Origin of the sequence: Fictibacillus enclensis (assembly GCF_001457035.1) — a bacterium.
Lineage (GTDB): Bacteria > Bacillota > Bacilli > Bacillales > Fictibacillaceae > Fictibacillus_C > Fictibacillus_C enclensis.
The window spans coordinates 97,497-112,273 of the sequence record NZ_KQ758617.1 but is presented as its reverse complement, the minus strand read 5'-3'; the positions used below and the strand labels follow the sequence as shown (position 1 = coordinate 112,273).

The window sequence follows — 14,777 nt, the reverse complement described above, 5'->3', positions numbered from 1 at the left end:
TTCGTTTAAAAAAAAGAGATCTTTTTAAAAAGATCGCTGCAAAACTGACTAAAATCAAAAATTGGTCATTACTAAAAATACCACGAGTTTATCCGGTTTGCAACTGTTACTTTCTTAAACCGGTAATGAGGGTATTTTCAAAGATGTCGGCGATTTCTTCCTTGCTTAACGGCTTGTGCTCCATTTCCCAGTCAAATACAAGTGATACATACATCTTTAACATGACATAGGAAGTAATTTCTGTATTACATTTCTTAATTTCACCTTTTTCGATTGCCTTTTCAAGCTCTTGCCTGATGAATGACATCACCGCTGTTTCCAGCATGTTGCTTGCCTCTTTTACAGCAGGAGTATTCATCTCTCTGCCTTCCTGCGAAATTTTGATGGCAAGCTTGTGAGACTTGCGAAAGTCAAGAACGCCATAGAGGGCAGCATGAAGGTTTTCATGAAATGGACGTTCTTGCCGGATCGCCTCCACCGCTACATGTTTAATTTGCTGAACAAGGTCTGATACAATTTCTTTAAAAAGCTCCTCTTTGTTCTCAAAAAAAGTATAAATCGTTCCCTTTCCAACATTGGCAATTTTCGCTACCTGGTCCATTGTGGTTGCCTTGTAACCAAACAATGTAAAAGACTTTGCAGCAGCTTCTAAGATATTTTGTCTACGATCAACCATGGGCACATTTCCTTTCACTGACCATTTTTTAGAACTGGTCAATTCCTCACTTTACCATGTAACCGATCTTTATACAAGATTCATTTAAGGAGAAGAAACAGGCAATGTAAGCAAGACTCTCGTTCCCTCTAGGGCTTTGCTTTCAAATTGTACACTGCCTCCGATTTCCCTGATCAGCCGGTTAATAATCATGGTTCCGAGGCCAGTACCTTTTGTTTTTGTGGTATAAAAGGGCAAACCGATATTTTGAAGCTCTTCTTCCGTCATTCCTTTGCCATTATCCTCAATGACAAGCGTAACGGAGTTTTTCGAAGAAGAGTGCTTATAGATATCAATCTTTCCTTCTTTCCCCTCTGTGGCCTCGATGGCATTTTTTATAATATTAATCAAACACTGCTTGATATGCTGGGAATCTCCGACAATCTTGTAAGGCTGCTCTGTTTCTTTATAGTGAATAGAAGCACTATGCAAAGCACCATATGGAGTAATGAGCGCCAGCGTATCATGAACCACTTCATTCAAGGAAAGAACCGTCAGCTCCGGAGCGGAAGGTCGGACCAGCGTAAGATAATCCGTAATAATTTTATTTGTACGGTCAAGTTCTCCCAAAATAAGCGGTGAAAATTCCTTGAGTTTCTTATCCTCCGTGTCTTCCGCTAAAAACTGAATCAGTCCCCGCACCGTGGTCATCGGATTTCTCACTTCATGGGCAATAGCTGCAGCCATTTGCCCCACGACCGACAGTTTATCCAGGTAAACGGTTTCTTCCAGTCTCATGTTCACCGCAGTCAGTCTTTCAATCAACAAAATAGTAGAGAAAAAAGAAATATGAAAAGAGATAAAATACACCCAGTAAAAATCAACAGGCAAAAAGTTTAAGCGGTTATGGATGATCATCATATAAATGACCGTATAAATGGAAGCAATCACGATGCCTGCTTTCCCTTTCTTTTTGTTCTCTGTAAAAAATCCCTTGTAGGCTGCCGCAATAATGAATGCGATCAATGCCAGCCCTACACCAACCATTGCAAAATTCCCGCCAATAAACAAGCGTGCCGCACAGACAAACAAGGTACAAATAACTCCAGGGAGCAGTCCTCCGTATAAGGTGGCCACCATAATTGGAACGTTTCGTAAATCAAAGACAGAATCCTGAAGCGTCTGGATTGGATAGACCATGCAAAGCAGAGCACATGCAGTCGCGATCATGCCATAAATGCCTTTCATGCGAAGGGTAAACTCCCGCCTGATCATAAATGGAATCAGCGTGTTGGCTAAATAGGTCAATAAAAACACAATCGCAATATTCACAAACAATGGCTGTAAAAAGTCCCTCATTTTATTAAATCTCCTTCAAAAATCCCTATACCACTATAGAATTATACTGAAATAACCGTTTAAAAGCGAGATACACCGGCAATGCTGGAAAAAAATAAAAAAGCGGCAGGCGCTAATGGGCCGACCGCAAATTTTTAACAATATGCATTACTGCTTTTTCAGCTGAAGCCACACAATCGGGAAGCCCCACCCCTTCATAGGAAGCACCTGCCGCATAAACACCGGGAAAATGCTCAGAAAGGTTGGCCTGCAGCCTTTCCCATTGCTGCTTATGGTTGACTTCATATTGGGGCATGGATTGAATCCAGCGGGACACATAATAAAATTCCGGTTCAGCGGCAATATCCATGATGATATTTAAATCCTTCAATACGGTTTTCAATATCGTCTCATCAGACTCAAAAACAATATCCTGATTGTTGGCCCGACCCACATAACAACGCAGCAGCACCATTCCTTCAGGCGTAGTATGCGGCCATTTCCGATGAGTCCACGTGCATGCGGTAATGGTTGTCGGCTCTTTTCTGGAGATAACAAACCCTGTTCCGTTAATATCCGTTTTCAATGCTGAAGCAGGAAAAGCCATCGCTACTGTTGCTACAGAGGTAGATGGGGTTGCATGGAATCCATCTACTCTCAATTGTTCCGGAAGCAGATGTTTAGTCACCGAATAAGGAGAAGCCAAAATCACAGCATCCGCATGTGTATTGGTTCCATCCTCCAAATCGATCCGGTATCTGCCTGTTTCTTCCCTTGCCACGCCTGACACCTTTTTATTTTTCCAAATGCTTTCCGGTTCCAGTTGTTCCTCAATTCTTTCCACAAGCGATTCAAGCCCGGAAGACAGCGTGAGAAACTGCCCTTTTTTCTTTCCATACGCACCCGGACGGTCGGACGGCCTCGGAATGTTTTGTTTCATACCAAGAATAAGGCTTCTTGATTTTTTTTCAACATCCTGAAAATGCGGAAATGTCGATTGCAGACTCAGCCGGTCGATGTCGCCGGCATAAATGCCCGAAAGCAAAGGTTCGATCAAATTCTCCACCACTTGGTCACCCAGCCTTCTCCTGAAAAAGTGGCCTACCGAAATGTCGGTGTCTGCTTCTTCACGCCGTGGAAGAACGAGATCAAGCGCGGCCCTGGCTTTGCCAGCCGGAGAAAACAATTTGGTTTTAATAAAGGGACCGACTTTCGTAGGAACACCCATAACCGCGCCTTCGGGAATGCGATGAAGAGCCCCCCCGGACATCACATAAGCTTGTCCGGTTTCATTGTTGACCAGTTTGTCAGCTAGTCCTGCCTGCTCAATCAGACGTGTCATGCTTTTTTTCCGCCCAAGGTAGGAATCCGGCCCCCGTTCGATCACAAACCCTTCGCGATGAATGGTTTTGATCTTTCCGCCAAGCCGGCTTGAAGCTTCAATCAAAGTATAGGTTACCGGAAGGCCTTTTTCCTTCTCTTGCTGCAGGTAGAAGGCTGCCGTCAGGCCGGTTATTCCGCCGCCAATTATTACCACATGCTGCCGTTTGGGCATGATTATCACTTTCCTTCTTGGGTTAAAGCTTCTGATACAACATCAGCGAGTGCGCCAATAAATTCATCCTTGGCATTCGGCATTGCCGGGCGGTAATAATTTACGCCCAGTTCTTCGGTTACAACCTTGCATTCATAATCATTATCAAACAAAACCTCGAGGTGATCAGCAACAAAGCCGACCGGGCAATACACATAGGATGTATATCCATGTTCTTTATATAAATCTCTTGTCAAATCCTGTACATCGGGACCGATCCAGGGTTCAGGCGTATTTCCCGCACTTTGCCAGCCGATTGTATAATGAGGAATTCCAGCTTTGACCGCGATCAAGTCGGCTGTTTCTTTCAGCTGATCGGGATAAGGGTCTCCCATTTTCAAAATCCGTTCAGGCAGGCTGTGGGCTGAAAAGATAACGACTGTTTTTTCTTTTTCGGCCGATGGAATCCCGCCCATGACCTTATTAATCTCCGTTACCCAATAGTCTATAAATTTCGGATGATCATACCACTGGTCAATTGAGGTCAGTTGAATACCAACGTTCTCTGCCTCTTCAGCGGCACGCCCATTATAGGATTTCACACTGAAGGTGGAATAGTGCGGCGCAAGAACGATGGATACCGCTTCGGTTATTCCGTCTTCCTTCATTTGCTTTACTGCATCCTCAATGAAGGGATCAATGTGCTTCAAGCCCAAATAACTTTTAAATTCCACATCACTAAAGCGGCGGTTCAGCTCCTCTTCCAGCCTCAAAGCCTGTTCCTCTGTAATTTTGGCCAGCGGGGATATTCCCCCAATCATCTCATAACGGTGTGTGAGATCCTGAAGCTGTTCTTCGGATGGCTTCCTTCCGCGGCGAATGTGAGTATAGTAGGATTCTACTTCATCAAGGCTTCGTGGTGTGCCGTAAGCCATGACAAGCAATCCCATTTTTCGTTTTCCCATTTGTGTCACCCCAATTTTTCAGAAGAGTAGTCGTGTATAAATGCGGTCAGCCGCTGCAATGTTTCTACCTGTACCTGAGGGAAAATCCCTTTCCCTACATTAAAGATGAACCCTGGCTCTTCCATTCCTTCGTCGAGGATTTGCTTGGCTTTTTCCTCAATAACCTTCCACGGAGCCAGCAAGATGGAAGGATCCAGATTGCCCTGAAGTGCTTTGGTCACTCCCATTTCTCTTGCTTCCCTTGGAGACGTTCTCCAATCCAGCCCAATCACATCGATAGGCAAGTCATTCCAATCCTGCAGAAGATGGCGTGCCCCAGTTCCATAAAGAATGAGCGGAACTCCTTCGGTGCGCAGTTCAGAAAAGATACGGTTCATCACCGGCTTGATGTAGTGTCTGAAGTCTTCGGCGTTCAGGGCACCTACCCATGAATCGAAGATCTGGAACGCCTGTGCACCTGAAGCAATCTGTGCTTTTGCATAGGCAATCGACATGTCACCCAGTTTGTCCATCAGCAAAAACCAGGCTTCCGGATCTGAATACATGAATGCTTTTGTATGATGGTAATCCCTTGATGGGCCTCCTTCAATCATATAGCTTGCGATCGTGAACGGGGCCCCCGCAAAAGTAATTAACGGCACCTCGAGCTGCTGGCGGAGAAGCTGGATCGTTTCCAGAACATAAGGAACATCCTTTTGCGGTTCAATTGTACCCAATTTCTCAACATCTTCCATCGTCCGGACCGGTGCATCAATCACCGGTCCGATGCCGGTCTTGATCTCAACATTTACTCCAAGAGCGGGAACGGGAGACATAATGTCTTTATAGAGGATGGCCGCATCAACACCGTGCTGATCAACCGGCAATTTAGTAACCTGGGCACAAAGCTCCGGGCGGTGAGTAATGTCAAAAAGCGAATATTTTTCTTTCAGTTTTCGGTATTCCGGTTGAGATCGCCCTGCCTGGCGCATATACCATACCGGTACAAAACTGTTTTCCTCTTTTCGACAGGCTTTTAAAAACTCCTCATTCATCATCAACATCAACACACCTTTCTGCTTTGAAGCAAAAGCCCGATCCACACTTTCCCTGCTTTGTGTCCCGACCTATTATGAATTCCTTTAATATGATGATAAGAAACCCGTTCGCTCCATTATCCATAAAACATTGTAAAAGAATTCACAATAAATGTATAGGGTACCGATTTAAATGTCATGAATTCGACATGCGGCCACGGACGAATGTCATTTACAGCCGGTAAAAATTTAACGGAACAGATCAAGCGCAACAGAATTGGAAGGTTCACCCTCCTGATCGGTTTGCGGATTCAGTGGTACTACGTAGAATTTAGGCAGGGTGAACAGATATCGTCCTGAAACGGTATAAGAGCCCTTTCCGGTTACTGTATCGACATGGGTGGATTCCCCGTCTTTTATTGCGTAAATCTTGTACTGGAGACGTTCATCGTCAGATGGCGTCCAGGAAAGTTTAATTCCAGGCACACCGAAACTCCCAAGAGCAAAGTTGGCTTTCAAATCACTGATTTTGATCAAATCCACTGGTGGATCGAGTTCTTTCACACCTTTTGGTTTCTTGAACGTCAGCCCCCGTTGAGACGGCATCTGGGAGATCACATCTTTAAAAAGCAGTGTCGCTTTTTCACTTGATGTGTTCAGGTAGCTTTCGTTTGTGGTTCTGTCATATCCAATCCATGCGGCTCCTACCACTTTGGGCGTGTACCCGACAAACCAGGCATCTTTGTTTGCATGAGGAACTCCTTCATAATTCGTCGTACCGGTTTTGCCCGCCAATTCTGTGCCGGCGTTTCCGGATTTTCCGGTCCCTTTTTCAACCACCTGCTGAAGCATGCGGGTCATATACCATGCGGTTTGTTTTTTAAATACTTTCTTTTCCTTATGGCTGGCTTTTCCGACAAGCTCTCCGTTCCGGTCATAGATTTTGGCAATCGCATACGGTTTGACCGTCTTCCCTTCCCTGGCAAACGACCGGTAGGCGGCCATCATCTGATAGGGTGATACACCGTTGTCCAGACCGCCAAGCGCAATACCGAGCCCTTTGTCCGGGATGTCCATGCCAAGCTTCTTCAGTGCTGCTTTAGACTGGTCGATGCCCAGCTCATTGAGAAGCCATACCGCTGGAGCATTGATTGAATCCCTTATGGCCTCGGCCATGGATACTTTGCCGCGGTATTTTCCGTCATAGTTTTTGGGCGCATAGCCTTTGTAGCTAAGCTGCTCGTCTTTAAGCATCGAATACGGTTTGTACGCCTTGGTTTCCAGAGCTGGCGCATAAACCGCAAGCGGTTTGAAGGCAGAACCTGGCTGGCGATTAACATTCACCCGGTTAAGGCCGTCTCTTAAATATCCTCTTCCTCCCTGGGCAGCAATTATACCGCCCGTGTCTGCGTCCATCATCACCATTGCGCCTTCAGGCGGCTCTTTCCCCGTTCCGACAAAATAGTCAGGTTTTAAAAAGGTTTGATACAGGGTTTCCTGTGTGGCTTTTTGCAGCGGCACGACCACTTTATAGCCGCCTTTGCGCATTTCCTCGCGTGAAAGATGATATCTGTCCTTTGCTTCATCAAGCACCATATCAATATAGGTGGTCAGGGCCGGATTTCGTTCTTCTTTATGAAGATTCAGAGAGATTGTTTTGCCCTTCGCTCTTACCGCCTGTTCAGCCGTAATGAAATGATGCTTGGCCATCAAATCCAACACAAGGTCCCTTCTTTTTTTACTGGCCTCTCTATGCTCAATCGGTGAATAGTAGCTTGGTGCTTTTGGCATTCCTGCAAGCATAGCCCCTTCTTCAAGCGTCAGATCACTCACATCTTTATTAAAATAGAATTTGGAAGCGGCCTGAATTCCATAAGCACCATGCCCAAAATAAATTTGGTTAAGGTACATTTCCAAAATTTTATCTTTGCTGTATTTTCTTTCAAGATTAATAGCGATGACTGCCTCTTTCGTTTTTCGGAGCAGTGATTTTTCATGGGAAAGAAAAACGTTCTTTGCCAGCTGCTGAGTAATCGTGCTTCCTCCCTCTACTTTATGCCCCGCGGCAATATCCCGGTAAACGGCACGGGCGATGGAGCGGAAATCAAGGCCATGGTGCTCATAGAATCTCGTATCTTCCACCGACACAAATGCATCTTTCACCTCATCCGGTATCTCTTTCCCGGATACCAGCTCCCGGTTTTCAGAATAGATCCGTGTAATTGTATTCCCCTTCATATCCACCAGTTTTGAAGCAGAGTTCATGACGAGGTCATTCTCATCCACCACATAATCCCCGGCCATGAGTATAAATAAATAGCCCATAAATCCCGCTATAAAAATCCCGATTAATAAACCAATACCTAGCATTCCATTTTTAAACACGCCATGTACCTCTCTTTATGACAAAGTTTCCCTATCAACATGCCATTCTGATTGCTTATTTTACTATATTATTACAGATTACGCGAAAAGAAGGATAAATCACATAATACTGCAGACGCTATTCATTAACTTAACACTCGTTTATTATTTGCATTCAGCGGGTAATTCATGAATTAGAAGCTTTCTTCCCACTACTATCTGACCAAAAAGGAGCGGTTATATATGAAGCTATTTATCACTTTCGGAACACAGCATTTTCTAGAAAAACTGCCGGAAGCCTCTCATGAACATGCCATACTGCTTGAAAGCGGAGGAGATGCGGCATTAATAGCGGAAAACGAGGAAACCAATCCTTTTGAAGAAGGACATTCATATGAAATCCTGAATTCACGCGGAAACCTGAAAAATGGTTCATTTGCCGTGTTGAACCACATCCAGGTAACCGATGAAGGACGTGTCCTCTTTGAGGAACGATTCCACCAGAGAGCGGGCCTTGTAGAAAAGGAACCCGGCTTTGCAGCGATTCGCGTATTGCGGCCAGACAAAAATGACCCTTATATCATATTGACGTTATGGGAGTCCCAATCAGACTTTATCAATTGGCAGCAATCCTCCGCCTATGCGGAAGCCCACAAGGACAGGGGCACAGGTGGCGGTCTTCCACAAACCTTGTTTTCCGGACCGTCGTATGTAAAGCAATACCGAGTACTTTCCTAAAAAAAATCATATACATTCATTCATCTAAGCCTGCAGGCATCCGTAAGCATGCAGGTTTTTCCTTATGAGAAATAAATTCTGGAAGATATGATAAATCTATAGGAGCGTGCAATTACTTTTAGGAGATGAGGAGGGGTTCATATGAAAAAAGCAGCAATTATCCTGAATCCGTATGCGGGCAACAAACAGCTCGTTGACAATATAGATGATGTGGTAAAAAAAATAGAAGAAGCCTACGGCGAGGTTATTCTCCACAAAACAAAGGATGAAGGAGACGGCGGAAGATTTCTGGCAGAGATTGCTGACGATGTGGATCTGATTATCGGAGCCGGTGGAGACGGGACGATCCACGAACTTGTCAACGCTCTTTGCCCTCTTGAAAACCGTCCAACCTTCGCCATATTGCCCGGAGGCACATGCAACGATTTTTCAAGGGCCATTGGCATGGATCAGGACCCTTTTAAGGCCGTGGATCAAATTCTCGAGAACAGAATCGAAAAACTGGATGTCGGCCATTGCAGCACAAACTACTTCCTTAACTTTTGGGGAATCGGCTTAATCACTCAAGTTTCTGCGAATATTGACAGCCAGGTTAAGGACCGATTTGGGCGCTTGTCCTACTACCTTTCAACTGCCCAAACGGTGAAGAATTATGAATCGTTTCACCTCGAAATTGATAGCCCTGACTTCACCTATAGCGGAGATGCCTCCATGCTCATTGTCGGAAACGGCCCGTTTACCGGAGGCATTAGAGCGTTCTTTCCTGACACGGATATTCAGGACGGGAAGTTTGACATCCTGATTGTCAAAGAGCCTTCGCTACGATTAATCTGGGATGCGGTTCAATCCAAATTACTGAACACCACACCTGCCAATGAAGACCTGCTTTACTATAAAACCAGTTCACTTTCCGTGACCGCCACACCCGACCAATTGATTGACTGTGACGGAGAACGTAATGCACGAACGCCGGCAACACTCGAAAACTTGAAGAACTACTTGTCGGTTATCGTCGGCCAATTCCCGGTTTGATTCTGTTGTCCTTAAGAGTTACGCTGTTTATAAAAATAAACGGCTTCAAGTGCAGCTACGCATAAAAGAAGCCATACGAGACCAGCAGCATAACCGGCAACCACATCTGATGGATAGTGGACACCAAGATATATTCGGCTAATTCCAATCAAAATGATCACAATTCCGAAAAGAAAGCCCCAGAAGAATTTAATACCGGTCTTTCTTTTACTCCTGACAACCAAGTATCCCAGAAATCCATAATAAACTAAACTGCCCATCGCATGTCCGCTAGGAAAGCTGAAGCCCAGAGCTTCAACAATCGGATCTGTGTCGGGCCGTTTTCTTTGGAAGGCATTTTTCAGGATCAGGTTCAGCAAGCCTCCCCCGCCAACGGCAATCAGAAAAAAGAGCATTCCCCAAATATTTTTGTGTTTAAGCCATAGCCACAGCATTCCTGCTGCAACCAGAATCCCCAGCGCCAATTTCGATCCGATTTCTGTAAAAACAAGCATGACCCGGTCCATGGCTGGTGATGAATACGAACGAACAGCATCAATAATGACGGGATCAAACCCAAACGCTTCTTTTTCCAATACCTCCTCCGATAATTCGGCAAAAATCAAAAGGCAAGCTGTAGCCAGTCCAAAACCGGCCAGAAGCAAAAGCGTCGGGATGAGAGGAAAAGATACTTTTTTAATCAAACGTTTAATCATTGCGGCACCTCTTGCAAAAGAATATCTTATTAAACGAAAAAAAGCTGCCAAGGGTTTCAAAATGGCAGCTTCTTTCTCTATTGTACAAGTTTAATGAGCATATGGGCCAGTTGGTGCTTCTGCTGATCATCTCCAACCTTCCAAAGCTCTTTCAGAAGATTTTCTTCCGCGTTGCGTGGATCTTCTGATTGTGCGAGATGTTCAGCGACCTTTTGTGCCGCTTTGGCCAATGTTTCTTCATCCAATCCCAATTTTTCGCCAAGCGCTACTCTTGTGTGGAGGTAAGATTTAAATTCTTCAAAATTGTGCAGAATTTCATCTTTTCGCTCATCACTGATGCGTTCAACGGTGTCATCGACCTTGTTGAGGTTTACTGTATCGTCTTTGTGCAAAATATGTTTTTCTTCATTGCCCATGGCCTTTTTCTCCTTATCGATTTAATTTTGAAAGGATAGAGAGTGATTCTCGGTTAAACGCAGGAATATCATCCGGCTGTCTGCTTGTTACAAGATTTCCGCCGCAAACGACAACCTCTTCATCGACAAAGTTGGCGCCCGCATTCTTTAAGTCCACCTTGATGGAATTATAGCCCGTTACTTTCCGGTCCTTTAGCACGCCTGCCGTAATGAGCAGCTGAGGCCCATGGCAGATTGCAAAAATGGGCTTTCCGTTGTCTGCAAATTCTTTGGCAAAGCTGACAAAACGCTCATCATCTCTCAACTGGTCCGGAGAGAACCCTCCTGGGATAAACAGCGCATCAAAATCAGAAGGGCTGACCTCACCGATTCCTGCATCTGAAGTCACGGTTGCTTCCTGCTGTTTCCCTTTTAGTGTTTGTCCTTTTTCAAACCCGATTACCGTTACTTGGTGCCCTGCTTCCTTGTAAGCTTTTGCTGGATCGGTAAGTTCGACGTCCTCAAACAAGTTAGTTAATACAGTTGCAATTTTAGCCATCTACAATCCTCTCCTCTTCAGTAATCTACACCCTTTAACATTTCCTTTTGACAAAAGAAGTAAACCCGTTTTTTCTGGAGTTTATTACATGTTTAAATAGGGAAGTATATAGCTGAATGAATATTGGGAGGTAATGTATAAATGGAAAAAGATTTAGAAGTATTGATTGAAGGACTAAACGAAGACCTAGCCAACGAATATTCAGCGATCATTATGTACAACCATAATGCAGCCACCGTATCCGGAATTTTCCGCCAGGTTCTGAAACCGTTTTTCGAGTCTGAAATTGGTGACGAACAAGGACATGCCTTGTATCTTGCCGAGAAAATCAGCACGCTCGGCGGTACCCCAACTACCACTCCAAAAGAAGTAAAACAGGTAAATGATGTCCGCCAAATGCTGGAAGAAGCCCGCAATGCGGAGATTGATACCATCCGCCGTTATGAAGAGCGAAAAGAACAGGCGTCCAAGCTTAACATGACTGAATTGGTTGTGCAGCTGGAGGATATGATTGCGGATGAAACTAAACACAAAGAAGAAATGGATCGCTTGTTAAAAGATAATCGATTTTAAAAAACAGGAAATGCGATAAAAAGCTGCTGCTTTCACCCATTGAGGAAAGCAGCAGCTTTTTTTAAAGCCAGCCTTTTTGTTTCAGTTCATTGACTGTACGAAGTCGAAAACAGTTTTTAGCCGTCTTTCCCAGCTCATCAAGAAAGCGATAATTGGCAAAGGCGCCAACCACTGCACCAAAGCCCGGAACCATTTGCAGCATCTTCACCAAGTCAATGTGATCTCTGTAATCCTGTTGCAGTGTCTGCCAGTCAATCCCCCGCAAGTATTGCTGCTCCGTCGGGAAATCACCGGTGGTGTCCTCCCAGTTCAAAATCCGTTCAAGTAGCTCCACCCGTTTAAACGGACTGCTGTAAGCCAGCTGAAAAATATAAAGAATGTAAAGCCGCTCCCGGTAATCCTTCACATCGAACCCGTATACCCCGGCAGCATCGAACAGAAATTTCATTTTAATACCCAAAAGGATAGGGAAATCGGCAAGCCCCAGCAGGAATCCGCCCGCTCCTGTACCTGCTCCTTCCACCGCTGCTGTGCGCCGGTAAGAAACGATCAAAGCATCCGCTGTTTCATCACTTTCCCTGAGACTGCGGGGAGGCATCGGCTGTTTTTTCGAAATATACTCCGATCCGATCAATGTCCCATGCACCATGCTCTTTATACTTTTCGTGATCATCAGATGCACCTTTTCCGGGAGCATGCTGTTGAACCTATTCTGCAATTTTTTTGAGGAGCGGTCCCAAAGAGAAGGCTCTTTTCTCATCTCTTGCTCCCACCTGTGAAGCTCTGCCAAAATTTCGGTTTCATACCTGCCCATGGACTCGCCTCTTTCATGAACTTCAGGGTTGTTTTATTCTACCTTACTCGCAAGAGCTGCTTTTTAGTATAGTATTCGGAAAACAACCAGACAAAAATAACAGCAAGAATGCCAGAAACCACTCCATTGGTCCATGTCCCCCCCATAGCAAGAAGGAAGGCTACGTAAAGAAAAGCCTGAATGAGCATCAGCAGGCGCAGCCATCTCTGGAATGCCTGAAAGCGCCAGTGGTGCTTCACCGGATAAAGTTCAAACCAGACATTCCCCTTATGATGCTTATACAGAGGCAGAAGCTGTATCCCTGTAGCATGCAGAAAAAGAAGAACGAGGACGGTATGCCACCAGCCTTGTGGAATCCAGAAAAGAAACAGTCCTCCGATAAGAATCAGGCGAATATAAATGCCGAAATAATCGTTGGATCGGAAAAAGGTTTTTCGGTATAAACCGTCAAACGTGTGGCTGTGCCTGTAAGAAACTTTCGATAGCGAAGACAGCCATGTTCGCGGCCGTACCCTTTGAGCCAGCTGCGGCACATCGGTAAACAGGTTGGCTACACGGTAAAGCTTCATCATCATTCCGTTTTCCACTTCCAGGAGATGCTCCCACTTGTAGCCATGAACCTTTTTTATATAGCCAAAAACAAAGTTCGATAAAACGTACATAATAGCCAGAACAGCGATCAAAAACACATAGGCCATCTGAAACAAAAGATATAGAAATACAGCATTAACGACCAGGCGGAGGAGAGTGTAATTCCTTCTGTTCCTATGAAAGGGCAGCCGCTGCTCCTCCCACGATGTTTTGATGTTCCACAGCTTGGCAGCGAGCAAAAGAGCAATGGTAATCAGCATTTCCAGCCCTCTGCCGGAAATATATTTCGAAAACAATGGTCCCAATGCCACAAAAACAAGAACCACAATAAACGATTGAACTACCATGGAATACCGGATGGAATGTCTGAAATACTCCTTCATTCGCGATTCAACCGGCAAAAGAAACACAAGGTCTCCTTTCCTTAAGAAGGTGCGGACCGGGCTTTTCGTAAGTAAATAGGCAAAAACAGCAATGAACAGCCACAGTGCTGGGAAATTTTCAGGAAGCTGTTTCAGAATACGGGCGTAATAGAAACTTCCGGTTACAAAAAGAATATACAAAGACAACATGAATCCGCTGTTCCCAATCAGCCTGAAATACCGAAGCGCCAGGCTGAAATATTGATCCTTCCTCACCCGCCAAATTTTTGTGAAATCCATCATGGCCGCTTCCCTCTGCTCGCATGAATATAGATGTCATCCAGGGTGGCATCGGGGTTGCCCATCTGGCCTTTTAGCTCCTGAAGGGTTCCCTGCATCGCGATTTTGCCTTCATGCAGGATGATAAACCGGTCACAGTACCGTTCAGCCGTCGCAAGAATGTGCGTGGACATCAGGATTCCCGCCCCATTGTTTTTAAAGCTAACCATAAGCTCCAAAAAAGAATGGATGCCAAGCGGATCAAGACCGACAAATGGCTCATCAACGATATAAAGTTCGGGCTCAACGAGAAAGGCACACAAAATCATTACCTTCTGGCGCATTCCTTTTGAAAAGTGACCCGGAAACCATTTAATTTTGTTTTCCATATTAAATTCCGCCAACAGCGGCCGAACTCTCGTTAAAAAGGTCTGTTCTTCAAGCCCATAAGCCATCGCCGTCATTTCGAGATGCTCCCACAGGGTAAGCTCTTCATAAAGAATGGGTGTTTCCGGTATGTATGACAACTGTCCTCTATATTCTTCCGGTTCCTCCTGAAACGTTTTTCCGTTAATCTTAGTTGTTCCCATGCTCGGCTCCATCAGCCCCAATACATGCTTAATCGTTGTACTTTTTCCTGCGCCGTTTAATCCGATCAACCCAACGATTTCATTGGCATGTACATCAAAGGAGACATCGTGCAGGACGGGCCTGTCGGGAGAATATCCCCCTGTTAAACCGGTAATTTCGAGAATTTTTTTCATTATTCAATATCCCTTCTTTTGGACCTTTGTTTCTAGTTTGGTAAAAACGTTTCAATATTATTTCAACAAAAGCTGTCCTTTTGGTAAAGCACAGCCTGCACTC

The 14,777-nt window shown here is 45.0% G+C and carries 15 protein-coding genes; 3 read left to right on the top strand and 12 right to left on the bottom strand.

Translation table 11 applies throughout. From position 1 onward, the window contains the following. Positions 1-106: 106 nt before the first annotated feature. From AS030_RS00660 to AS030_RS00635, 6 genes are all read right to left on the bottom strand, one after another. Positions 107-676, bottom strand: coding sequence for a TetR/AcrR family transcriptional regulator (locus AS030_RS00660; RefSeq protein ID WP_061967271.1), 570 nt, complete (start codon positions 674-676; stop codon positions 107-109). A gap of 84 nt (positions 677-760) precedes the next feature. Continuing rightward, a complete protein-coding gene (locus tag AS030_RS00655; RefSeq protein ID WP_061967268.1) occupies positions 761-2,014 on the bottom strand; it encodes an ATP-binding protein in 1,254 nt (417 codons plus the stop codon). A 112-nt stretch (positions 2,015-2,126) separates the two neighbouring features. Then, positions 2,127-3,548 carry a protoporphyrinogen oxidase gene (gene hemY, locus AS030_RS00650; RefSeq protein WP_061967266.1) on the bottom strand — a complete coding sequence of 474 codons (1,422 nt, stop codon included), beginning with the start codon at positions 3,546-3,548 and terminating at the stop codon, positions 2,127-2,129. Positions 3,549-3,553: 5 nt separating this feature from the next. Beyond that, a complete protein-coding gene (gene hemH / locus AS030_RS00645; protein ID WP_061967263.1) occupies positions 3,554-4,492 on the bottom strand; it encodes a ferrochelatase in 939 nt (312 codons plus the stop codon). Between the two features lie 5 nt (positions 4,493-4,497). Further along, the gene (gene hemE, locus AS030_RS00640; protein ID WP_061971378.1) at positions 4,498-5,535 is read right to left on the bottom strand and encodes a uroporphyrinogen decarboxylase; all 1,038 of its coding nucleotides are present in this window, start codon (positions 5,533-5,535) and stop codon (positions 4,498-4,500) included. Positions 5,536-5,757: 222 nt separating this feature from the next. Further along, the gene (locus AS030_RS00635) at positions 5,758-7,878 is read right to left on the bottom strand and encodes a transglycosylase domain-containing protein (protein WP_061971375.1); all 2,121 of its coding nucleotides are present in this window, start codon (positions 7,876-7,878) and stop codon (positions 5,758-5,760) included. A 237-nt stretch (positions 7,879-8,115) separates the two neighbouring features. Between AS030_RS00635 and AS030_RS00630 the strand changes: the two genes are divergently transcribed. Together AS030_RS00630 and AS030_RS00625 are read left to right on the top strand one after the other, a co-directional pair. Next, positions 8,116-8,610 carry an antibiotic biosynthesis monooxygenase family protein gene (locus AS030_RS00630; protein WP_061967261.1) on the top strand — a complete coding sequence of 165 codons (495 nt, stop codon included), beginning with the start codon at positions 8,116-8,118 and terminating at the stop codon, positions 8,608-8,610. A 141-nt stretch (positions 8,611-8,751) separates the two neighbouring features. Then, a complete protein-coding gene (locus AS030_RS00625; protein ID WP_061967259.1) occupies positions 8,752-9,642 on the top strand; it encodes a diacylglycerol/lipid kinase family protein in 891 nt (296 codons plus the stop codon). Positions 9,643-9,653: 11 nt separating this feature from the next. On the opposite strand, the gene AS030_RS00620 is transcribed toward AS030_RS00625, so the two are convergent. The 3 genes from AS030_RS00620 to AS030_RS00610 form a co-directional block, all read right to left on the bottom strand. Further along, positions 9,654-10,337 (bottom strand): phosphatase PAP2 family protein, encoded by a 684-nt coding sequence (locus AS030_RS00620; RefSeq protein ID WP_061967256.1) that lies wholly within the window; start codon positions 10,335-10,337, stop codon positions 9,654-9,656. A 77-nt stretch (positions 10,338-10,414) separates the two neighbouring features. Continuing rightward, entirely contained in the window at positions 10,415-10,753 is a 339-nt protein-coding gene (locus AS030_RS00615; RefSeq protein WP_061967254.1) for a DUF3243 domain-containing protein, read from the bottom strand. A 13-nt stretch (positions 10,754-10,766) separates the two neighbouring features. After that, positions 10,767-11,291 carry a type 1 glutamine amidotransferase domain-containing protein gene (locus AS030_RS00610; protein ID WP_061967250.1) on the bottom strand — a complete coding sequence of 175 codons (525 nt, stop codon included), beginning with the start codon at positions 11,289-11,291 and terminating at the stop codon, positions 10,767-10,769. 141 nt (positions 11,292-11,432) lie between these two features. Between AS030_RS00610 and AS030_RS00605 the strand changes: the two genes are divergently transcribed. Continuing rightward, positions 11,433-11,864, top strand: coding sequence for a ferritin-like domain-containing protein (locus tag AS030_RS00605; protein ID WP_061967247.1), 432 nt, complete (start codon positions 11,433-11,435; stop codon positions 11,862-11,864). Between the two features lie 61 nt (positions 11,865-11,925). Here AS030_RS00605 and AS030_RS00600 read toward each other — a convergent pair whose 3' ends face one another. Genes AS030_RS00600 through AS030_RS00590 form a run of 3 tightly spaced genes read right to left on the bottom strand, consistent with a single transcriptional unit; the run spans position 11,926 to position 14,674 of the window. After that, positions 11,926-12,678, bottom strand: a complete 753-nt coding sequence (locus AS030_RS00600) for an EcsC family protein (protein ID WP_061967245.1) — start codon at positions 12,676-12,678, stop codon at positions 11,926-11,928. Between the two features lie 38 nt (positions 12,679-12,716). Then, a complete protein-coding gene (locus tag AS030_RS00595; protein WP_074440428.1) occupies positions 12,717-13,934 on the bottom strand; it encodes an ABC transporter permease in 1,218 nt (405 codons plus the stop codon). Then, positions 13,931-14,674, bottom strand: coding sequence for an ABC transporter ATP-binding protein (locus AS030_RS00590; RefSeq protein WP_061967241.1), 744 nt, complete (start codon positions 14,672-14,674; stop codon positions 13,931-13,933). Before AS030_RS00590 ends, AS030_RS00595 begins: the two co-directional genes overlap by 4 nt. Between the last annotated feature and the right edge of the window lie 103 nt (positions 14,675-14,777).